This is a genomic window from Wolbachia endosymbiont of Spodoptera picta, from assembly GCF_018141665.1.
In the GTDB taxonomy this organism is placed as follows: Bacteria; Pseudomonadota; Alphaproteobacteria; order Rickettsiales; family Anaplasmataceae; genus Wolbachia.
Map to the genome: position 1 here is coordinate 778,708 of NZ_CP067976.1, position 21,670 is coordinate 800,377.

The window sequence follows — 21,670 nt, forward strand, 5'->3', positions numbered from 1 at the left end:
CCAAAGTAATCTGTAATTGCTTATTAACGATAAGCTATATTTAGTATGCAAGTTTAGTTCTTTTTTTTATAGATATAAATATGTCAGACCTTTTTTATATTGAAAGTGAGTGTTGTGTAGATGGTCAGTGTGATACTTATGCAGGAGAAGTGAGTATTAATGATGTCATGTTGGGCAAGTTTAGTCTAAATTCATACAGTGGGAAAAAAGCTATAATAAATCTAGACATCGTTACATTCGATATCCATATTGCCATGGATGACCAAGATGGAAGGACAATAACAAGAGACCTCAAGGGTCCTGAATTTGTAATTAAAGATGACGGTTCCTGGTATATTAATAAGAATCTTGGTAATGATAAATTTAAAATTATAGTAAAGCAGTCATGATATGAAACATAGTGAGCAGAGCTTACTTTTTAGCAATGTTTACATACTTACTTGATTTGAAAAAAAATGGAGATTATCTTAGCTGAACCACGCGGTTTCTGTGCAGGGGTTAAAAGAGCTGTAGACATATTAACAATCACTTTAGAGAAATACAAAAATGAACGCCAAGTTTATGTACTACACGAAATCGTTCATAATAAGTATATAGTAGAGGACTTCAAGAAACAAGGAGTGGTTTTTGTAAGCAGCATAGAAGACATTAAAGACAATAGAGGAATATTGATCTTTAGCGCACATGGAGTGTCGAAAAGTATAGAGGATGAGGCAAAAAGAAAGGGTGTTCAAGTGATTGATGCAACATGTCCATTAGTTAGCAAAGTACATAAAGAGGCAAAAAGGTATGAGGATAGTGGTAAAGAATTAATTCTAATTGGACATGAAAATCATCCGGAAGTTAAAGGAATTATAGGAAGAGTAAGTAATCCTATATCTCTAGTGCAAACTATGCAAGACGTATACAATTTACAAATCAAAGATCCAGATAATTTATCTTATGTAACACAAACCACGTTAAGTATTGACGATACCAAAGAAATTATTGCCACACTGAAGCTCAGATTTCCAAGCATTACAGGCCCCGACTTAAAAGATATATGCTATGCAACACAAAATAGGCAGAACGCTGTTAAAAAATTGGCTAAAATTACAGACGTAGTGTTGATTGTAGGAAGTAAAAACAGTTCAAATTCAAACCGTTTATTAGACCTGTGTATTTCCAGAGGAAAAAGAGCCTATTTGATTGATAATTATAAATGTATGAACAAAAATTGGTTGCAGGGCGCAGAAAAAATAGGAATTACTGCAGGTGCTTCTGCTCCTGATATATTAGTTGATGAGCTAGTAAATTACTTAAAAATAAATATGAATACAAAAGTTTCAGTCATGCCAGATGGATTCACTGAAAATGTTCAGTTCAAGTATACTAAATGGTAATGTGCAACAAAGTGCGTCAAATCAAGTCTTTAGCTCAATTCAATTTTCAGTCTGTTGGAGAATAAAATATCAAGCTGAGATATAATTAATCCTCGTTTGTCAGGTTAAGTTGTGTCTAGCACAAATATAAAAAACCTTCATCATACAAAAGGGTTAATATTACTACTAATTTTATCAAAAACTTATAATGTAAGTAATATTGTCATCTAATGTTTAATGAATTTCAATAAATTACCTTTTTAATTCTAGATGAGTATACACTTTGTTAATATGTTTGGGTCAAAACCCAAAAGTAAGTTTATGCTTTCTATAGGAAAAGAAGGCACAATGTTACTATATTTTAAAAATGATACTTTAAATAAAAGATATTTTGCTAAGGACAAAAATAATAAAGTTGTTTCTGACTTAATTTCATGTCTCTCATCAGATAAAAAAGCACCCTTATATCTGGTTCTCAATCACACTGATCAGAACTATTTGCTACAGTCTATCCCAAGAGTAAATAGGATTAGTGCTTATCTATCAGCAAAAACAAAAGTAGAGCATTTTGCTCATAATAACGATATAAATTCTATTCTCTTGGTCGAAAAGCCGAATAAATTTAATCAAAACTGGTGGTATCTATTTGTTTCATCAAAAGCAAATCATTTAATAGAATATTGGTTGGACGTGTTTGTTGAAATAGGCTCTAACTTTAAAGGAATATTAATGTTTCCTATAGAACTAGTCAGTATAGCAAAAAAGATTCTACACAAAGATCCTAGTAACTGGAAAATTATAGTTGCTGCAACTAAAACAGGTGGCTATAGACAAGTGGTTCTTAAAGAGAACAAAATGATATTTACACGTTTAATACCATTTACTAATGATAATTTACCAGGAATCATTGCTGGTGAAATATATCAGGAAGTGAAAAATACAATTCAATCTTTAACTAAGTTTGGATTTGAAAAAAATGACCCTATCGACCTTTGCATCATAGTATCAGAAGCTATTAAATCTAGTTTATCAGTTATAAATTTTTCAGAGAATAGTGTGAACATATTGACTCCATATGAGCTAGGTAAACTATTGGGAGCAGAATTAGCTATATGCAAAAAAGATAGCTTTTGTGATACTACAATTTTGTTCCATAGCTTTAAGAATAAGCCAATAAATATTTTTAACACAAAAGAAACTAAAGAATTTTATCTATTTAATTATCTTTATTTAAATTCTCCTCAAATTTTTCTATACCTACTCTTGGTTTTAGTTGTAATTAACGCCTTTTGTTTGCGAAATTTGTATTCAAATTTTAATGTTGCTGATAATTTATCTGCAAAGCGGAGTGCTTTAAATAACAAACTAATAAAACTTAGCCAAGGCTATAATGTAAAAAAGATAGATGAAGTTTACGATTTTATTAATATAAATAATATTTTATCAAAAATAGAGTACTCTCCTCTTACACAAATTAAGTATGTAGAAAAGTTAAAAGTACCAGGTGTAGAGCTTCAATCGTTTGAGTGGAATTATAATGAGGCAAAAAGTTATATTACCACAACTTTAAGGTTTAATTTTCAATCTGGTCAAGACATTTCTTATCAATACGAGAAACTACAGAAAAATTTAAACGATAATTTCCGTACTCATGATATTAGTATTTCTAGCTTACCCACTACTAAAGAGAAAAATCTATCTATTGATGTTGAAATAGGAGAGGCAATGTAGATTGATGACTATCTCTCAACTAAAAAGAAAAGCTACAATTCAGTGCATATATTATTTATTGTTATCTATTGTATTAATAGGGTTATCAACGTGTTTTATTCTCTATAACAAAAAGGTTTATAATAAAAATCAAACTGCAGCTGAGGAAATACACTCTATTAATTTACAGATCATTGAAATTCAAAAGAAAGAAGTCGTTCTAAATAAAAACCTAGATTTATGGAAAAGAATTTCTTCTTCAAACTTACATAGTAGCAGATATGTTACAAATTTAAATTTTGAGCTTCACAAGCTATATAAAAAACACTACATGTTAGAACCTGAAATATCAATTTCTATACCTGAAGAAGCTGAACTCCACAATAAAAGTGAACGTACAAAAGTAATAAGAAGTGAAGTGGTTCTAAGTTTAAGCTCAATTAGCGATAAGCATATTTTTTTATTTCTACAGTCTATTCCAAATCTTCCTGGTTATGTTATGATCAGATCTCTTACCTTGAATAAGCAGAGAAATATAGATTCTGCAGCTATAAACCAGATTTTAAGTGGTAATATGATAGAGATAGTGAGAGCTAGTATAGTTTTTGATTGGTATACCATATTAAGTAGATGAATATAAAGTTGTTTTTTATTTTTACGCTGCTATTTTTTAATGTTAGTGCATATTGCAATTGTGAAGATCTTGTAGAAAATATAGGGATTTGTAAAAAATATTCTTGCCAACAGCATATTAGTGATGAAGATTTTATTGAGCATAAAATATTAGGGTTAAATAGTGAAAATTTATGTGTATATATAGAAAGACAAGGCAATGATGAAATGGTCTGTCATCATTCCAACAATGGAATGATTATAGAAAAGAAGTACTTAAAAAGTATTTTAAAAGTTGGAAATCAAGAAATAAATGATTTCATTGATATAGCAAATTTGCGTGCGAAGGAGTGTTTTTTTATCAACAATTATAAACTAAGCTATATAGATCGAGACGATATAATAAAAGAGGCAGCAGAGAGTACTTTATCGCAATATGGTAGCATAAAAAGCATTTTCTTTGATGAAGAGCAGGTTAATAGAATAGTTAGTGAGATGGAAAAGTTTAACTTACAGTCTTCAGGAGTTACAGAGGAAGAAAATTTCAATTGTAAAGTAGTCAGTTTAGATTCAATTTTATACTTTTCCCCTGATACATGGAAAATATGGGTAAATGGAAAGTTGTTTATAAATACTAAGGATTTAAAAGTGCACTCAGTAACTGAAAATTATGTAACTTTTTCATGGGCTGTAAACCAAAAGATAACAAAAGAAAGGATAAGCAATTCTAAAAATGTAAATTTTGGACATGAAGGTATTATGTTTACTCTTTATCCAGAACAAAAGTTTGATTTAGACAGTTTATCTATTAAATAATCTAATACATCTGCGTTTGTAGCTCAATTGGATAGAGCGTTGCCCTCCGGAGGCAAAGGTCGTGGGTTCGAATCCCTCCAAGCGCGTTTCTAATTAAATTTGACAATAATACTCTCACATAAGATAATAAAGATGTTTATTTTAAAGCATAATTATGTCTAGTGGTACTATAAATAAAGTCATATTAGTTGGTAATTTAGGAAAAGATCCTGAAATTAGGACTACACAAAATGGAAAAGAGATGGCAAGTTTTTCAATAGCCACGTCTGAAAGTTGGACTGACAAATTTTCTGGTACTCGCTCTGAAAAGACAGAATGGCATAATATTGTAATTTTTAGTGAAGGACTAGTAAAAATTGTTAAAGACTTTGCACGGAAAGGTAGTAAAGTGTACGTTGAAGGCTCTCTGAGAACTAGAAAATGGACTGACCAAAATGGTACTGAAAAGTACACAACAGAGGTGGTGCTATACAACTTTAATAGTGCCCTTACCCTTTTAGATTCACGAAACAGTATGTCAAGCTCTGATTACAAGCCAAGTGAATACAAACAAAATGAAACAGAACAAAAAGATAAACACGGAAGTTTTGACAACGATATAAAAGATGAACTAATCGATGATGAAATACCATTTTAATAACTTCAATTGAAACCTACATTTTTATGGACTGCTTGTGTTACTCCTTTTAATTCTAATGGAGATAGCGTAGATTACCAAAGTTTGCAGTGCTTGCTTGCAATGCAGGCTCAAGCTAAAAATGGTGTAGTGTTGCTCGGTAGCACAGGTGAAAGCTTATCACTTACTGATTCTGAAAAGCGCACCTTAGTTGAATTTGTATGTGAGCTAAAATTAAATACGAAAATTATAATTGGTGTACCAGGAGTGAATCTATATCAGACTCTTGAATGGCTTGATTTTTGCAAGGATATGCCTATTCATGGCTATCTAATGACAACTCCCATTTATGCAAAGCCTGGAATCATGGGGCAAACTTTATGGTTTGAAAAGCTGCTTGAAAAAGCACATGTGCCAGCCATGCTTTACAATATTCCATCAAGAGCAGGAGTGAGTCTTCACGCTGAAACTGTACGCAACTTATCCAGCCACGAAAAATTTTGGGCTATCAAAAATTCAAGTGGAACTGTTTACACTTTAATTGAGTATAAAAAAGTTGCACCAAATATTAAGGTGTTTTGTGGAGATGATAATATGATACCCGATATGGCTGCTAAGGGTGCGGCTGGTCTGGTTTCTGTTGCTGCCAATGTTTGGCCAAGTGTAGTACATAAATATGTTAAGCAATGCATGAGTGGCAAGAACCCTCAAGCAGACAGTTGGCAACAAGCTTGCAAAGCTCTATTTACTGCCAGTAATCCAATACCTACTAAAGCACTCCTGCATGATATTGGGCTCATAGAACACAAAACTGTTCGTCTACCACTGAGCACAGAAGACTTGCCTTCCGTTGAAACATTAAGGCAAGCTAATAAAATGATTCTTGGGTGGGAAAATCAACTAACTATTCAGGATGAGGACTTGAGCGGATAATTCAATTATGCTTAACATGAAAAAATGTGCTAAATCCTCTTCAAAAACTTCTATCTATCGTTTCTTAAAATACTCTCCTGCACGTATCCCCATCAACAATTTTCACATCGCTATCAACTGAGCTGCTTGGCTGTCTATTTCCTTCTGGAAAAAAGCACTCAATTGCTTTATCAATTAAGAAATTTAAAGAAATACAAGGAATCATATTCACTACAAAAGTTAAAGCACCTATAGCTGCTGGTGATGTGACACCAAGAGCAACTAACCCTGCTCCAACTCCAAAAAAAACACCAATACTACTGATAGTATGTGCATAATTTTTAATTTTATATTCAGCACTGTTGCTATATTCTCTCAAAATTTGTTTATTTTCTTCGGACATGCTTTCTGGTATATCGTTGAGATTTGTAGTTTTTGAGAAAGAACAAGCACTGATTACACAGCATACTAATAACATTGCAGAACCAATGATTCCACCTGCAATGAGAGGTGGCAAGTTAACATAACTTAGAGCTAAACCTGCAAGAGCCCCAGTAACAGCTGCCACTCCTAGTGCTAGTGCTAGTTTTGATTCAAATTTCTTTTCTAGGCTACTTTTTGCTTGCCTTGCCTCTTTTAACTGTTCTCTTGTATAGCTCATAGTATGTACTCTTACTTAAAATTAATAATATAATACTAGCATTTTTAACTTATATAGTCAACTTATTAAGGAATTTTAATTGACTTTCAGCACACTTTAGCCTATATGTATGGTCCCAGAGTGTAATGGTATATAAAATATGAGAACAAAATGCCATTAAAGGAGAATTTATGATTACTGGATGTGTCATAGCAACAGAAACAATTCATAGGGTAATGTAAACTTTCTAAGTACTATAACCTTAACCCTAAAATTATTGTAAAATAGAGAAAAGTAGTTATTTAAAAGGAGAATAACAGCTCCATATACTATTGAAGTTATAATACTTAAATGTTAGATGTGACATCAAATCTAATTTGAAATATAACTTATTTACTCAGCTTCTTTTGAAACTACTGTGAACATAATATCTATAGATAAAACATTGCATTACCACGCCACTAACGAGTAGCAGAATGACAAGTTTTCCAAACTTGTTGGTAAATCTCAGTCAGTTTAGCTACAGCTGTATGCTTTTAACTCTCCCAAAAAGAAAATTAACCATGTGAAATTCTTGTTGATATGACTTAATGAATAATTATTTTAGGTTACTAAGTTATTTAAGAAACTTTGATAATATTTAGCCCACTTACTTTTCTATTTTCCATGTCACGATGAGCCTCTATTATTTCATCAAATTTATATTTTTTATTAATTCGTACAATTAAAAGTTTTTTTCTTATCATTTCAAAAATTTCCATTGCAGTAAGCACTAACGTAAGTCTATTATGCTTGTAATGATATATCGAAGTTCCAGCTGCAAATAACGAACGCGAACTAAGTAAAGAGAAATTAATAGGAGTATTACCTGATATCTGCCCATAGGAAACATATATGCCAAACTTACCCAAAGATTCAAAAGAGAGCTTGCTTGTAGCGTAACCTATAGGGTCATACACTGCACCTACTCCTCTATTTTTCGTAATCTCCATGATTTTAGAAACGAAATCTTTATCATTGTAGTTTATTGCGTATGTGCAGCCATTTTGTAAAGCTATCTTCATTTTTTCGTCAGAGCTTATAGAACCTATCACTATACCTTTTTTATCCTTTGCCCATTGGCATATTATTTGCCCCAAACCACCATTAGCTCCATGAACTAGTACAAAAGCACCAGGCCTGATTTTATAAGATTGATTAACTAAATAGTGAGCTGTCATACCTTTAAACAATACTGCAGCAGCAACTTCATCAGGTATATCATTCGGAATTTTTATCAAATATTTCTGGTGTACAATGCGCTTTTCACAATATGCCCCTGGAAGAGCTGTGCAATATCCAACTCTATCTCCAACCTTAAATCCATCACTAATTTTTTTACCAAGCTTTTCAACAACTCCTACTGCCTCTACTCCAAGTACTGATGGCAAATCTTTAATTTTGCGTATACCTTTTCTATGTTCTAAATCATAACGATTTAAGCCGATAGTTGTATGACGTATTAAGACTTCCTCATCTTTTGGCTCACCTATGCTCTTATCTACAAATTCTAATACTTCTGGCCTCCCAGTTTTTTTAATTTGTATAGCTCTAACCATGATAAATGTAAGACAAAAACTTTAATTATATTATCTAGCAATTAATATTTTGCAAAATGTTATTTAGAGTTTATACACTACATAAGCGTATTGTTAATAGTTTTGAGGCACAAATTATCATGAACAGAGAAATTTGGCTTTATGGTGTTTTATTCAATGTGTTGTGCAAAGTGGATGAAGATAATGATTTGGATGTTAACAATGTAATAAAAAAAATAAAAGAAAGGTTAGAATATAGAATACAAAAATCAGATAAAAAAAGAGATTATTGTAAATATTTATATACTTCTTGGGAAAAAAAAGGATTTGATATTAATCACAGATTTGACTTGAAAGATTATGATCACTTTCCAATAGATAGTCTTTTTTCCATCGCCATTAACTATAAACCGTACACTTTAACAAATCTAGCGCAAGTTTTAATAAAAGCAGGAGCTAATGTGCAAAACGAAAAAGGATATTTACATACCTGTGTTTTAACCCATTCTCCGGATATATTAAATGCTCTCATAAAAGCAGAAGTAAATGATAACCCAAATGAAAACTATGGTGGAAATACCGCTTTAGACTATGTTGCTAAATTATATGGTAGAGATAAGTCAACGAAATCCAAGGATTGCTGTAAAATTCTAATTGAGCATACATTAGAAAAAAAACCTCACAGTAAAATGCCAGACTCTATAAAAAGTAATAAAGAGTTAACTGAGTACTGGAATGCCTGTAAAGCAAATAGTGAAGAATGGGAATTCGCAATACCAAAAACCGCAATACAAGTGTGTGCAAAAAACAAATAAGTGCTTCTGCCCAATTAAATAGATCTGTTACATAACTATTATTTAAATCAACAATAGGCAAAGGTTTGTTATTTAAGCTTAAAAAACGTATATGATAGTGTTATTTCACTTAAATCTTTTGTACTATTGTCACGAATTATTTCAGGGTCTATGTAAAAGGATACTGGCATAGCTGTTTTTTGTTTTGGCTGCAAAATTTGTTCTTCAAAGCAGAAGCATGCAACTTTATTGAAATACTTACCTGCTTTAAAAGGTGTGACATTATACACTGCCATTCCAAGTGAAGGCTGGTCAGATAAATTTTCTGCATAATAAAACACTAAACTTTTTTGCCCTATATTCGTATCAATGTAGTTAGTTTCTGATTTAAATTCCCAAGGTAGACCGGACATTACATCAGCATTGAAGTAAACCCTGATTTTTTGGTCAGTTGCATTTATTGTCGTATTAGTTGCTTTTCTCGTTGTGCCACCATATCCAGTAGCTTTGCAAAAGATACTATACAATGGCACTGAAGCATATGCAAGACACAGCATCAATACCACTAAAGATACTAGGAAAAAAACTATAGAATTTTCATTATTTCCCCTTAAAAAGGAAATCATCTAATCCTTATTGTTGAATAAATTAAGTAACCTGAGTAAATTGAAGAATATATTGATGAAGTCAAAGTAAAGATTAGTTGCACCAAGTATTGCCAGCTTAGTAGTTGCAACTTCTGAGCCATCATTATATCTATAATAAACATCTTTGATTCTCTGAGCATCGTATGCAGTCATTAAAGTAAACACTATCACTGATACAAACGATATTGCAAAATAGAGAGGACTGCTTCCAAGAAACAGATTAACTATAGATGCAATGATTAACCCCCAGATTCCCATAATCAAAAAAGAACCCATGCTGGTAAGATCTTTTTTTGTAGTATTACCATATAAAGCCATAGAACCAAACATGATCGATGTAATGAAAAATGCTCTCGCTATATTTTCTGCAGTATAAATTATAAAAATATGAGATAAAGAAATTCCCATTAAAACTGAGAATAGAAAAAATACAGTAAGTGTTGACTGAGCACTTAGGTGTTGAAGCCTAAAAGACATATAAAACACCAATGCAACTGGAGATAGCATTACCACAAGCGATAGAACAGGATTGGAATAAATCACCTGGAAAAGACCAGAAAACACTGTTAAAAACGCAACAAGCCCTGTAACACCTAAAGCTAAAGCCATATAATTGTATACTTTAGTTAGGTAACTCCTGAGTCCAGCACTATAATAAACGCCCTGAGAGCGAATATCCTGTTCGTTTTTCATATAAGACATATGTAACTCCTTATTATCTCTTGATGATATATTATAATACAATACAGCGTTTTTATCAAGTATAAAATGACATACTACAATTGAATGGTGTGGTATGCAATTAGAGAATTTCTTCCATAACTATAAGCAAATCGGTTTTCAGCAGCATTTAACTATTATAACAACCTCTGGCAATAGAAATTACTTTCACCATTCCCTCTATCATGATTTAAGGGGAATGGTGAAAGTAGTTTTTGCATTTACTAAAGCATTCTTCTGATAGATACTATACCAACAATCCACTATTTTTTCTATGTCTCGCGGTTTAACCTCCGGACCTATACTGATTCTAATTGAACATTCTGCTTGCTCTTTTGTTGCTCCCATTGCAAGCAAAACATGAGAAGGCCCAACTTTTCCAGAAGAACATGCAGAACCATTGCTGACTGCAATATTATTTAAGTCAAAGCACATGAGCTGCAGATCATTCTTCACTCTCGGCATATAAATGAAACTTGTATTTGGCAATCTTTTAGAATTTCTGCCAAAGATCTTGATATCACTGACAAGACTTAATAACCCATACTCCAATTGATCACGCAGCTTCTCTACTTCATCCATCTTTGATAGAAGATCTGGAATGTTTTGCAATGCAGCAGAAAGACCTACTATTGCAATAATGTTTTCTGTACCACCACGCAATCCTTTTTCTTGCCCACCACCTATTATAGTAGGTTCTATTACAAGCTTTTTGTCAAATATTAAAACTCCACTACCTGCTATACCACCAAATTTGTGAGCAGATAAAGTAAGTAAATCCACTCCTAAATCTTCCATATTTACTTTGATTTTCCCAACACTTTGAGCAGCGTCAGTGTGACAGATTGCCCCGAATTTATGTGCCATTTTAGCTATTTCCTTAACAGGCTGGATAACTCCAGTTTCGTTATTAGCCATCATCACTGAAATTATTACTTTATTCCCTTCAAGTTCGCTTAGAATTTTCTCTAGCTCTAAAAAGTCAATAATACCCTCTTGATTAACGGGTATTATATGTGGATTACATGCAGAATTAAGAATTGAAGGATGCTCTATAGCTGAAATTACATGCAGATAGCCTTTCATTCCTCTCATGACGAGGTTGTTTGCTTCAGTTGCACCAGACGTAAAAACTATTTCTTTATCATCTGGAATGCTAAGAGCATCACGTACGTTATCTCTTACCTCTTTAAGAATCTTCCTCGCTTCTTGTCCTCTTTTATGCAGCGATGATGGATTTAGTGTTTGTTTCGACAAAATCTCAAGTATACTTTTTTTTACATTTTTACTCACTGGAGCAGTTGCATTATAATCAGCATACACGCAACTACTGTCTTCCAGAGAGAATAAACTCACAGGCTTATTTGTCACTTACCATCAACCAATTATGTATGTTAACTTTAACACGATAAAAATTTATTGCAAAAACAGGGAAATTAATACATAATTAATAAACAATTTACATTATCAACACCTGTCAAAACAGGTTTTTATTAGGAGTTATCATGGTAGAAGTCTTTTTAAATAATTCAACAAAAAAGATAGAAGGTAGATACCATCAAAGCAAAGATACCAATGCACCAGTTGTGCTAATTTTACATCATCACCCTCAATATGGTGGTAGTATGGATAGTAAGATTATACATACTATATATGAATCTTTTATCGATAATAACTTTTCTGCATTGACAATTAATTTTCGTGGTGTCGGAAAATCTACCGGAACTTTTGATAAGGGTATAGGAGAATTAACTGATGCTGCAGTAGCTATTGATTGGCTTCAGGAGCATAACTCTAACAATGTTCCAATTTGGATAGTTGGTTTTTCTTTTGGAGCATGGGTAGCTATGCAATTGACAATGCGCCGTCCAGAGATAGTAAGTTTTGTTGCCCTTTCTCTTCCAGCAACTAAGTACGATTTCTCTTTTCTCTCTCCTTGCCCAGTTCCTGGACTTATAATACAAAGTAATAATGATACAATTTCAGAAGAAAGCGATGTAACAGAATTAGCACAAAGGTTAATAAATTCGGTAAAAAATAACCATATGGAATACCATATAGTAGAAGATACTAACCACTTTTTAAGGGATAAAGAAGAGGAAGTAGCTCAAATTATAGATAATTATATAAAACTACGCTTAAACAGTGCAGTCACTTCCTCCAAAAAAGTTAAAAAAGAGATAAGGGTAAAAGAATATGCCTAACTTTACAAATGAGAGAAATGAACGTATTAATATAAATAAAAAAAGTCTTGTTATGTTTAGGCAATTATTATTTCTCGTTTTAGCAATGTTTATGCTGTCAGGATGCTTTCTAAGTAAACAGCGTAAGTTAAAGAGTCCGTGTATAAAAAATAATGAAAGCATTTCATGCGAATTACACTCTGTTAATGACCATTGGTTAAATAAGTACAAGTTATAGGTAGCTTTGTATTGTACTGTTTCTTCCATTTACAGCTTTACTAATGATCGGTTTTTTAACTGAAAAATGTGATCTGCTTTTTCTGCAAGGATATAGTTGTGTGTTACTATAAGCATAGAGCTGTTATTTTCCTTTACATATGAATGTAACAGCAAAAATACATTCAAAGAATTTGTTGGGTCTAAATTTCCCGTTGGCTCATCTGCAAGTAAAAGCTTTGGAGAGTTTACAATGCTTCTTGCAATTGCAACCCTCTGCCTTTCTCCACCAGAAATTTCAGATACCATACTACTTGCTTTATTTTCCAGACCAAATTTTTCTAATATTGCTTGCGATTTTTTTTTTGCTTCAGCTTTGCTTCTTCTTGCAATAAGCTGAGGAAGCATAACGTTTTCCAACACTGATAACTCTTGTAATAAATAGTGAAATTGATAAACAAAGCTAAGAAAATTTCTTCTTACATGAGTTTTATATTTATTGCTGGCTTGCGTACAATTTACTCCATCTATTGTCACTACACCTAAAGTTGGCTTATCCAATAGGCCTGCAATTTGCAATATAGTTGTTTTTCCTGATCCTGAGCTGCCGATCAATGCAACTACTTGCCCTCTTGTAAGACTCAGATTGATATCTTCTACAATAGCAGGACTTTTTTTGAAGCTCTTACTTACAGAAGCTAGCTCTAGTGTTACACCACCACCCATATTATAAAAAGATCCAGGAGGGAGAATTAGACCGAGAAACTGTTACCACACCCACATCGAGACTTAGCGAGAGCATTCTTGATTTGAAAACCAGAACCACCTAGATCTTCAGTATAATCTATAGTTGAGTTATTTAAAAATTTCGCTGAACAATTATCAACCATTAATACAGGGTTTCCATTCTCATCATTAATTACTATATCTTTACCTTTTTCACTAAAACTGGAGTGGCTTCTATAATCCTCGCTATCTTCGTCATCGTCAAAATCTTCGTCTTCATCATCGTCAAAATCGTCATCCAAAGACATCTTCTTATTTATTTGATCCATAAGAAAATTATACTTGAAGCCAGAGCATCCACCACCTGAAACTGCAACCCGCAAAATAGAACTCTCATCTCCTTCCTGTTCTACAAGGGAGTGGATTTTCCTTAATGCATTGTCAGTTAAGCTAATATTGTAATCTGTTGACATAACAACCACCGTTCATTATTGATAACCTATTATAGTAGAAATTTTACATGTCAAACAATAATTTTCTATTAAGTTACGCGTGCTTTCCAAATAAAACAAAAGGAAGAAATTTCAAAGAGCCAGAAGACAAAAATCGCAGCTGTTTTCAGCGTGATAGGGACCGCATTATTCACTCTAATGCGTTTAGGAAACTAGGATACAAAACACAAGTTTTTATCAATTATGAGCATGATTACTATCGTACTCGGCTAACTCATAGCCTTGAAGTTGCACAAATTGCAAGATCCATCGCACGCAGGCTCAGATTAGATGAGGACATCACCGAATGCATAGCGCTTGCACATGACCTTGGTCATCCTCCATTTGGTCACACAGGTGAGAATGCTCTAGTTCAAGTTGATAAGGAGAAGTATGAGTTTGATCATAATGTTCAAGCTATAAGGATTTTAACTTATCTTGAACAAAAACATGCTGATTTTGATGGTATGAATCTAAGTTGGGAGGTGATTGAAGGGGTTGCAAAACATAACGGTCCCTTGCTTGGTCAAAACGCAGAGTCTTCTACAAATAATCAGCTATTATTAAAATATAATGAAAAATATGATCTAAAACTTGAGGAATTTTCAAGCATTGAAGCACAAGTTGCTTCAATTGCGGATGACATCGCTTACAGTGTGCATGATCTTGATGATGCACTCAGGGCAAATTTAGTAATAACCGAAGATTTGCTCGATGTTCCTTTAATTGGCAAAATGTTCAAAAAAGTAAAAAGCGAATATTCAGAATTGGCTCAAAGCAAACTCATACATGAATCACTGAGTAGAACTATAGGAATTATGATAAATGATGTCGTTTTTCAGACTGAAAGAAATATTAAAGACTACAAAATAAAAAGCGTAGAAGATGTAAGGAGCTTAAATAATATGCTAGTCACATTTTCACCAGAAGTTGCAAATGCCACAAAAGAGATGAAAAAATTCAACATGGAAAAAATATACAGAAGTTATAAACTGACCAGAACAATGAACAAAGCAAAACGTATAGTACAGGAGCTTTTTCAATGCTTTTATGAAAACCCAGGGTTATTACCTATAGAGTGGAACAAACTTGCTTGTGAATCTCAGCGTTCAGTAATAATATGTGATTATATCTCAGGTATGACAGATAGATTTGCCATACACGAGCACAGAAGAATTTTTGATACCTCATACGAAATGACTTCTTTCTAATGACTGATGATTATTTCATGTCGATCGCATTAAAACTTGCAGAAAAAAGTCTTGGAAGTGTTGCACCAAATCCCGCTGTTGGATGTATCATTGTAAAAAACGGTATGGTGATCGGTGAAGGCTACACAGGAATCGGTGGACGTCCACATGCAGAAGTAGTTGCTTTGCAAAATGCTAAAGATTTAACTCATGGTGCAACTATGTACGTCACTCTTGAACCATGCTGCCACTTTGGAGTTACAGAACCTTGCACTACGGAAATCATAAGATCTGGAATAAAAATGGTGGTGATTGCAACAATTGATCCAGATAGTAGGGTTTCAGGTAGAGGGATAAAAGCTTTAGCAGATGCAGGAATTGAAGTAAAACAAGGGATTATGCAGAAAGAAGCAGAGAAACTAAATGTTGGCTTTTTTACCACTAAGAAACTCCATAGACCATTTATAGCTTGCAAAATCGCAACAACTCTCGATGGAAAAATCGCAACGTTTACAGGTGATAGCAAATGGATAACAAGTGAAGATACGAGAAATTGGGTACATGAGCTCAGAGCAAAATATGATGCAATTATGATTGGCAGTAGTACCCTTATCAATGACGATCCTCTCTTAACTTGCAGATTACCAGGACTCGAAGACAGGTCGCCAATAAGGCTAATTATCGATAGCCAAGGGAAATTGCAGGAAGAGCATAACATTGCAAAGACTGCAGACAAAATAACAACTTGGGTGATTACAAACAGAGAAATAGAGAGAAAAATAAAAAACATTAATTATTTGATAGTCAATTCAAATCACAAACCTCCTGTTATTCCAGATGTTACCCCAATACACTCTCCTGTCATTCCAATGCCTTCTCCTGTAATCCCAGTGCCCAGACACTTGGATCCAGAAAACTTCAAGCAATTGCATAATGAAAACTGGTCACGCGCTGGAATGACATCGGAGCCTGACATTATCGATAAAGTCTGCCTAAAAGACATGGCATCAAAACTTGTTTCAGAAATTGGCATAACAAGGTTATTAGTTGAAGGTGGAGGAGTGTTAATCACAGAGCTACTGAAGCATAGTTTAATCGACAGGTTGATAATCTGCCGCAGTGGTAAAATTTTAGGTAATGATGCCACTCCTTTTGTAGGGAATTTAGAGATTGAATCCATCAATAACTGCCATAAATTCAAAAAAGTAGAGATAATAGAGTTCAGTGAGGATGTAGTTGAGGTGTGGGATAGATTACCGTAACTCTTCTCAAATGAAAAAAGAGGCAGAACCATCTCTACCTCTGTACCATTTAGCTTATGAGCTTTTTTGAGATATTTTGCTTTTGAATGCTTCAAAAACTGTAGCATCTTCTAACGAACTCTTAAGTGTTTCATTAAATTTGCTTGAATCCAGTTTTTCAGCCAATTTCGTATCAACTTCAGACTTGTTAGTTCTGGCATTCAATTCAGTTTTAGTAGCTAAATCTTTAATTTTTTCTTCAACTTCTATTTTAGCTGCTGTTTCAGCGCCTGCTTTAGCTTCACTTATTTCTTCATTCTTATGCATTTGCTGATATGAAGAAATAGCTAGTGCGGCAAAATATACAGCGGTAATAAATAGAACTGCAATTCCAGCAGGGCTAGCAATAAGTGCTAAATGCAGGTCCAGCAATTACTTTAGTAGCAATCAATAATGTTGTTATTGCTGCTGCTAAAGATGCAGTTGCAACTGTACTTTCAATACTCATTTTTGTTATGGGTGCTATATTTTTCAATTTCCATATAGTAGGCATAATAACTTCCTCCTTAATTAAGGTTTATAAAAAGTTAATTGTATATTAACAATGCACACTAGTCAAGCATTTTATTAATAACTTAATATTTTATCTACTTTCTAAATTGTTACTAATTATGTAAGATTGATACATGGTAAATGGCTGGCTGAATCTTGATAAACCAACAGGAATGAGTTCTGCACAAGCTGTAACTCAAATTAAAAGGATTTTTGGAATAAAAAAAGCCGGACATTTGGGAACACTTGATCCTTTGGCTTCAGGTATATTACCGATCGCTCTTGGTGAAGCAACAAAAACTATACCGTATTTATCTTGTAACTTAAAGGCATACAATTTCACAATCAAATGGGGAAAGCAAACAATTACGGACGATTTAGATGGTGATATTATTAGAACTAGCACTATAAAACCTGAATATAACCAAATAAATTGTGTGATTAAGGATTTTATTGGTGAGATAACACAAACTCCTCCTCAATTTTCAGCAGTGAAAATCAAGGGAGCAAGAGCATATAAATTAGCAAGAAGTGGGCAAAAGGTAAATATAAAGCCCCGGCAAGTCGAAATACATGAACTGAAGATGATATTTTTGGACACCATAAATAATAGTGCCGATTTTTCTATGATCTGCGGTAGCGGCGTATATGTAAGATCAATTGCAAGAGATCTTGGAATTGAATTAAATTGTTTTGGACATATTACACAATTAAGAAGAACGATGGTAGGTGATTTTAAGGAAGATGAATCAGTGACAATTGAGCAACTTACTAAAAAAAACACAACAACTTACTCTCCCCAGTGCTTGACACTGGGATCCAGATATACAAATACTTACAAATCATGTAATGGACAAAAGATTCTAGGAGCATATGTCAAAAACAATGTTCGTGATGAAATAGGCTTGATCCCAGTGCTTGACACTGGGATGACAGAGGGAGGTGGGATGGCAGAAGATGATGTAGGTAATACAAAAAGTTTCATCATCCCCATTGAATCGGCTTTAAAATCGATGTTCAAAGTTGAAATTTCCTTAGAGGAAGCGGAGAAAATCAGAAAAGGTCAAGAAATTATATTAAATAACTTGCGTAATTTAAAGAATTATGATACTTTTTGTACGATAGTGGGTAATGTACCTATTGCAATTTGCAGTTTTACTCATGGTTATGTGAAGCCTATTCGTGTTTTTAATATTTTGAAATGAGGTTTAGATGTCAATAACATCCCAAAAGAAAAAAAGTTTGATTAGTACATATGCAATTAAAGAAGATGATACAGGTTCATCTTTTGTACAGTGTGCAATTTTAACCGAGAGAATCAGTAATTTAACTGAGCATTTTAAAACGCATAAGCATGACCATAATTCTAAGCGCGGTTTACTTGTATTGATAGGTAGAAGGCGCAAGCACTTAAATTATATAAAACGTAAATTTGGTAATGAAGCCTATCAAGAGTTAATAGAGAAGTTAGGCATTAGAAAATAATCGAGGAATTTTGTATGTTTGAAATTATAAAAAAATCTATAGATTGGGAGGGGCGTACCTTATCTTTAGAAACTGGGAAAATAGCACGTCAAGCTGATGGTTCAGTAGTTGTAAATTATGGAGATACTTCTATCTTAGTCACTGTTGTACGAAAAAAGAAGGAAGAAAGTGTTGATTTTCTCCCTTTAAATGTGCAGTTTATTGCAAAAAGTTATGCCATGGGTAAGATTCCTGGTGGTTTTTTTAAAAGAGAAGGAAAACCATCTGATAGAGAAACTTTAATTTCAAGAGTAATAGATAGAAGTATAAGGCCGTTATTTCCTGAAGGTTTTCATGATGAAATTAGTGTAGTATGTAATCTATTAACTTACGATACGGTCAATTCTCCTGAAGTACCAGCATTGATAGGTACCGTCGCAGCTCTTGCAATTTCTGGTGTTCCTTTCCACTTTACTATAGCTGGAGTTATGGTCGGTTGTGATGAAAATAACAATTATATACTCAATCCTTCCGTTCAAGAGATGAAAGCAAGCAACTTGGATCTGTTTTTGTCTGGTGATGAAAATTCGATCTTAATGGTCGAATCGGAAGTCAAAGAGCTCTCTGAAGAAAATGTTTTGAGTGCAATAAAATTCGGCCATGAACATCTTCAACCTGTTATTAAGCTTATAAAAGAATTTGCTGATACAGTAGGCAATAAACCTGAAAGCTTTGCTCCTGTTGATATATCAAATATAACTCAAGAACTTGAAAAATATCGAAAAGACTTTGAAGAAGCATATTCAAAAACAGTAAAACAAGAGCGAGTTCAAGCTCTAGAAGTAGTTAGGAATAATATATTGAATACTCTTAAAGAGGCTGGAAAAGACGAAAAGTTAATTACTTATGCAGTAAAAAGCTTTGAAAGATCTTTAGTGCGTGAAATGATTAGAAGGAAAAGTGTGAGAATAGACAGCCGTAAGTATGATGAAATACGCCAGATAGAAATTGAGGCTGACATTCTACCCAAGACTCACGGTTCTGCACTATTTACAAGGGGTACCACTCAGGCACTAGTTGTTACTGCTCTTGGTACTACACAAGATGAGCAAATTGTGGATGACATTGAAGGGGATAGACGTGAACATTTTATGTTGCATTATAATTTTCCTCCATTTGCTGTTGGAGAGGCTTCTGCTATACGCGCACCAGGAAGGAGAGAAATTGGTCATGGTAAACTTGCTTGGAAAGCAATTCATCCTGTTTTACCTGATAAATCTGAATTTCCTTATACAATAAGGGTAGTATCTGAGATTATGGAATCTGATGGTTCTTCTTCTATGGCAACAGTTTGTGGAACTTCCATTGCATTAATGGATACAGGTGTGCCAATAAAGGCTCCCGTTGCAGGAATTGCTATGGGTCTCATCAAAGACAAAAATGAGCATATAATACTTTCTGATATACTGGGCGATGAAGACTATCTTGGTGATATGGACTTCAAAGTAGCAGGAACTAGCGAAGGGATTACAGCACTGCAGATGGATATGAAAATTCCTGGTATAAGCTTTGAAATTGTTGAAAAATCTTTAGAACAAGCAAAAGTCGGAAGATTACATATCTTAGAAAAAATGAATGCAGTAATTTCAGAACATCGTAAGGATATAAAAGATCATGTACCAAGAGTGTTATCGTTTTATATAGATAAAGATAAAATTTCTGCAGCTATTGGTGCTAAAGGAAAAAATATACGCAGTGTATGTGAAAGAAGTAATGCAAAAATTGAAATAGGGGATGACGGTAAAGTTTCTGTTTTTGCCATTAGTAGTACTGAAGCTGAAGCTGCAAAGAATATGATGATTGATTCAATAACAGAGCTAGAACAAGGTTCTATAATTGATGCTAAAGTTGTAAAGATAGAGAAGTCTATTGTAGAGTTAGAACTTCTTAATGGAAGAAAAGGAAAAATGCATATAAGCGAGGTAGCTAATCAACATGTAGAGTCCATTGAGGATATACTTAAACAGGGTGATACCTTCAAAGCTTTGATAATTGACTTTGAAAAAGGTGGATGTCCAAAATTATCAAGACGTCGTGTTGATCAAGAAACAGGTGAATTTTTTGAAGGTAAGCTTTACAATGAAGAAAGGAGAGATGGTTTAAATAATAGGGATAATTATTATAACAACTCGTTTAATAAAAAATCTGGAGATAATTATCATAGTAATAGACCTACTCGTCCTCGTTCTGGTTTTAGTAATAGAAACAGACCAAAATTTGGTAATAATGACTCATCATCAGGTTTCTATTGAGGTTGAACTTACTTTCTATTATCTCAGTGTCGAAGCACTGGGATAATAGGAATTTTTAAAACTGACAAGATAACAAAAATGGTTTGTGTTATCTATAGGGTTATAACGAAAGATTTTTAAGATCGTTTATAGCCTTTTTTATGTCTTCAGCTTTAAATATTGCTGATCCAGCAACTAATATATTTGCACCTGCTTTTATTATATCAGCTGCGTTAGAAAAGTTAACTCCACCATCTACTGAAACTTGTGTTTTAAGATTACGGTCCTGTATCATTTTCCTCACGGTAGATATCTTACTCAACTGCGAATGAATAAACTCCTGTCCTCCAAATCCAGGATTGACTGTCATAATTAGTACAATATCTAGCTCATCTATTATATACTCAAGCACGCTTGGAGAAGTTGAAGGAACAATTGAAACCCCAACTTGTATTATTTTTTTTGTATTGTTTTTATATGATTTTATCTTTCTTACTAGCCTCTCAAGATGTATCTCTGCTTCTGCATGTATAGTGATAATATCAGCACCAGCATTTATAAAACTTTCAATATGGTTACCAGGAGATTTAATCATTAAGTGTACATCAAAAGGAAGATTGCTATATTTACGTATCGCAGAGATAACATTCGGACCTATTGTAATATTTGGAACAAAATTTCCATCCATAACGTCTATGTGTATATAATCTACATTCAAGTTGCTAATTCTTTTTACTTCCTCTCCTAATTTTGCAAAGTCTGCTGAAAGTATAGAAGGTGCAATTTTAATACCCATAGACTACTTTTTACCAAAAATAAAAAAAGTAACTTATTTTTTAAACTCTGTCATCCCAATACTATATTAATCTCATTTAGAAATTTTTGTATCCTTCCAGATGCATGTGAAACCA

General features: G+C 33.4%; 25 protein-coding genes and 1 tRNA gene. 16 read left to right on the plus strand and 10 right to left on the minus strand.

Going from position 1 to position 21,670, the window contains the following annotated elements; translation table 11 throughout:
• Window positions 1-80: 80 nt before the first annotated feature.
• From JKF54_RS03380 to dapA, 8 genes are all read left to right on the plus strand, one after another.
• Window positions 81-389 carry a hypothetical protein gene (locus tag JKF54_RS03380; RefSeq protein WP_211907548.1) on the plus strand — a complete coding sequence of 103 codons (309 nt, stop codon included), beginning with the start codon at window positions 81-83 and terminating at the stop codon, window positions 387-389.
• Window positions 390-455: 66 nt separating this feature from the next.
• Complete coding sequence (gene ispH / locus JKF54_RS03385; protein ID WP_211907549.1) at window positions 456-1,382, plus strand: 4-hydroxy-3-methylbut-2-enyl diphosphate reductase; 927 nt, start codon at window positions 456-458, stop codon at window positions 1,380-1,382.
• A 249-nt stretch (window positions 1,383-1,631) separates the two neighbouring features.
• Window positions 1,632-3,092 (plus strand): hypothetical protein, encoded by a 1,461-nt coding sequence (locus JKF54_RS03390; protein WP_246433106.1) that lies wholly within the window; start codon window positions 1,632-1,634, stop codon window positions 3,090-3,092.
• 4 nt (window positions 3,093-3,096) lie between these two features.
• Window positions 3,097-3,705 (plus strand): hypothetical protein, encoded by a 609-nt coding sequence (locus JKF54_RS03395; RefSeq protein WP_211907550.1) that lies wholly within the window; start codon window positions 3,097-3,099, stop codon window positions 3,703-3,705.
• Window positions 3,702-4,499, plus strand: coding sequence for a hypothetical protein (locus JKF54_RS03400; RefSeq protein ID WP_211907551.1), 798 nt, complete (start codon window positions 3,702-3,704; stop codon window positions 4,497-4,499). The genes JKF54_RS03395 and JKF54_RS03400 overlap by 4 nt, the downstream gene beginning before the upstream one ends.
• A gap of 12 nt (window positions 4,500-4,511) precedes the next feature.
• Window positions 4,512-4,585: transfer RNA gene (locus tag JKF54_RS03405), tRNA-Arg, on the plus strand.
• A gap of 68 nt (window positions 4,586-4,653) precedes the next feature.
• The gene (gene ssb / locus JKF54_RS03410; protein ID WP_211907552.1) at window positions 4,654-5,136 is read left to right on the plus strand and encodes a single-stranded DNA-binding protein; all 483 of its coding nucleotides are present in this window, start codon (window positions 4,654-4,656) and stop codon (window positions 5,134-5,136) included.
• 9 nt (window positions 5,137-5,145) lie between these two features.
• On the plus strand, window positions 5,146-6,048 hold the full coding sequence (gene dapA, locus JKF54_RS03415) for a 4-hydroxy-tetrahydrodipicolinate synthase (protein ID WP_211907553.1): 903 nt from the start codon (window positions 5,146-5,148) through the stop codon (window positions 6,046-6,048).
• A gap of 64 nt (window positions 6,049-6,112) precedes the next feature.
• On the opposite strand, the gene JKF54_RS03420 is transcribed toward dapA, so the two are convergent.
• Both JKF54_RS03420 and JKF54_RS03425 read right to left on the minus strand, forming a co-directional pair.
• Complete coding sequence (locus JKF54_RS03420) at window positions 6,113-6,688, minus strand: hypothetical protein (RefSeq protein WP_211907554.1); 576 nt, start codon at window positions 6,686-6,688, stop codon at window positions 6,113-6,115.
• 599 nt (window positions 6,689-7,287) lie between these two features.
• On the minus strand, window positions 7,288-8,265 hold the full coding sequence (locus JKF54_RS03425; protein WP_211907555.1) for a quinone oxidoreductase family protein: 978 nt from the start codon (window positions 8,263-8,265) through the stop codon (window positions 7,288-7,290).
• Window positions 8,266-8,384: 119 nt separating this feature from the next.
• On the opposite strand from JKF54_RS03425, the gene JKF54_RS03430 reads away from it, so the two are divergent.
• Window positions 8,385-9,059: an ankyrin repeat domain-containing protein gene (locus JKF54_RS03430; protein WP_246433107.1), complete on the plus strand. Its 675-nt coding sequence runs from the start codon at window positions 8,385-8,387 to the stop codon at window positions 9,057-9,059.
• A gap of 68 nt (window positions 9,060-9,127) precedes the next feature.
• Here JKF54_RS03430 and JKF54_RS03435 read toward each other — a convergent pair whose 3' ends face one another.
• From JKF54_RS03435 to JKF54_RS03445, 3 genes are all read right to left on the minus strand, one after another.
• Window positions 9,128-9,664: a cytochrome c oxidase assembly protein gene (locus tag JKF54_RS03435; RefSeq protein ID WP_211907556.1), complete on the minus strand. Its 537-nt coding sequence runs from the start codon at window positions 9,662-9,664 to the stop codon at window positions 9,128-9,130.
• Window positions 9,665-10,387 (minus strand): Bax inhibitor-1/YccA family protein, encoded by a 723-nt coding sequence (locus JKF54_RS03440; RefSeq protein ID WP_211907557.1) that lies wholly within the window; start codon window positions 10,385-10,387, stop codon window positions 9,665-9,667.
• Window positions 10,388-10,588: 201 nt separating this feature from the next.
• Window positions 10,589-11,776, minus strand: coding sequence for a cysteine desulfurase family protein (locus JKF54_RS03445; RefSeq protein WP_211907558.1), 1,188 nt, complete (start codon window positions 11,774-11,776; stop codon window positions 10,589-10,591).
• Between the two features lie 134 nt (window positions 11,777-11,910).
• On the opposite strand from JKF54_RS03445, the gene JKF54_RS03450 reads away from it, so the two are divergent.
• Together JKF54_RS03450 and JKF54_RS03455 are read left to right on the plus strand one after the other, a co-directional pair.
• On the plus strand, window positions 11,911-12,609 hold the full coding sequence (locus JKF54_RS03450; RefSeq protein WP_211907559.1) for an alpha/beta hydrolase: 699 nt from the start codon (window positions 11,911-11,913) through the stop codon (window positions 12,607-12,609).
• Complete coding sequence (locus JKF54_RS03455; RefSeq protein WP_006014264.1) at window positions 12,602-12,826, plus strand: hypothetical protein; 225 nt, start codon at window positions 12,602-12,604, stop codon at window positions 12,824-12,826. Before JKF54_RS03450 ends, JKF54_RS03455 begins: the two co-directional genes overlap by 8 nt.
• A gap of 29 nt (window positions 12,827-12,855) precedes the next feature.
• Here JKF54_RS03455 and JKF54_RS03460 read toward each other — a convergent pair whose 3' ends face one another.
• Together JKF54_RS03460 and JKF54_RS03465 are read right to left on the minus strand one after the other, a co-directional pair.
• Window positions 12,856-13,530 carry an ABC transporter ATP-binding protein gene (locus tag JKF54_RS03460; protein ID WP_010407030.1) on the minus strand — a complete coding sequence of 225 codons (675 nt, stop codon included), beginning with the start codon at window positions 13,528-13,530 and terminating at the stop codon, window positions 12,856-12,858.
• A gap of 26 nt (window positions 13,531-13,556) precedes the next feature.
• The gene (locus JKF54_RS03465) at window positions 13,557-14,003 is read right to left on the minus strand and encodes a HesB/IscA family protein (RefSeq protein WP_211907560.1); all 447 of its coding nucleotides are present in this window, start codon (window positions 14,001-14,003) and stop codon (window positions 13,557-13,559) included.
• Window positions 14,004-14,050: 47 nt separating this feature from the next.
• Here JKF54_RS03465 and JKF54_RS03470 point away from each other — a divergent pair, with 47 nt between their 5' ends.
• Both JKF54_RS03470 and ribD read left to right on the plus strand, forming a co-directional pair.
• On the plus strand, window positions 14,051-15,232 hold the full coding sequence (locus JKF54_RS03470) for a deoxyguanosinetriphosphate triphosphohydrolase (protein ID WP_211907561.1): 1,182 nt from the start codon (window positions 14,051-14,053) through the stop codon (window positions 15,230-15,232).
• Window positions 15,232-16,473 carry a bifunctional diaminohydroxyphosphoribosylaminopyrimidine deaminase/5-amino-6-(5-phosphoribosylamino)uracil reductase RibD gene (gene ribD, locus JKF54_RS03475; RefSeq protein ID WP_211907562.1) on the plus strand — a complete coding sequence of 414 codons (1,242 nt, stop codon included), beginning with the start codon at window positions 15,232-15,234 and terminating at the stop codon, window positions 16,471-16,473. Before JKF54_RS03470 ends, ribD begins: the two co-directional genes overlap by 1 nt.
• 54 nt (window positions 16,474-16,527) lie before the next feature.
• Here ribD and JKF54_RS03480 read toward each other — a convergent pair whose 3' ends face one another.
• Window positions 16,528-16,884: a hypothetical protein gene (locus JKF54_RS03480; RefSeq protein WP_246433108.1), complete on the minus strand. Its 357-nt coding sequence runs from the start codon at window positions 16,882-16,884 to the stop codon at window positions 16,528-16,530.
• The gene (locus JKF54_RS06440; protein ID WP_246433109.1) at window positions 16,853-17,005 is read right to left on the minus strand and encodes a hypothetical protein; all 153 of its coding nucleotides are present in this window, start codon (window positions 17,003-17,005) and stop codon (window positions 16,853-16,855) included. Before JKF54_RS06440 ends, JKF54_RS03480 begins: the two co-directional genes overlap by 32 nt.
• Before the next feature lie 133 nt (window positions 17,006-17,138).
• On the opposite strand from JKF54_RS06440, the gene truB reads away from it, so the two are divergent.
• From truB to pnp, 3 genes are read left to right on the plus strand one after another with little or no spacing between them, the layout of a single operon-like run.
• Window positions 17,139-18,209 carry a tRNA pseudouridine(55) synthase TruB gene (gene truB, locus JKF54_RS03485; protein ID WP_211907563.1) on the plus strand — a complete coding sequence of 357 codons (1,071 nt, stop codon included), beginning with the start codon at window positions 17,139-17,141 and terminating at the stop codon, window positions 18,207-18,209.
• Between the two features lie 7 nt (window positions 18,210-18,216).
• Window positions 18,217-18,489: a 30S ribosomal protein S15 gene (rpsO, locus tag JKF54_RS03490; protein ID WP_010403478.1), complete on the plus strand. Its 273-nt coding sequence runs from the start codon at window positions 18,217-18,219 to the stop codon at window positions 18,487-18,489.
• Between the two features lie 14 nt (window positions 18,490-18,503).
• Complete coding sequence (gene pnp / locus JKF54_RS03495) at window positions 18,504-20,780, plus strand: polyribonucleotide nucleotidyltransferase (protein WP_211907564.1); 2,277 nt, start codon at window positions 18,504-18,506, stop codon at window positions 20,778-20,780.
• A gap of 100 nt (window positions 20,781-20,880) precedes the next feature.
• On the opposite strand, the gene rpe is transcribed toward pnp, so the two are convergent.
• Complete coding sequence (rpe, locus tag JKF54_RS03500) at window positions 20,881-21,555, minus strand: ribulose-phosphate 3-epimerase (RefSeq protein ID WP_211907565.1); 675 nt, start codon at window positions 21,553-21,555, stop codon at window positions 20,881-20,883.
• Window positions 21,556-21,670: the final 115 nt, after the last annotated feature.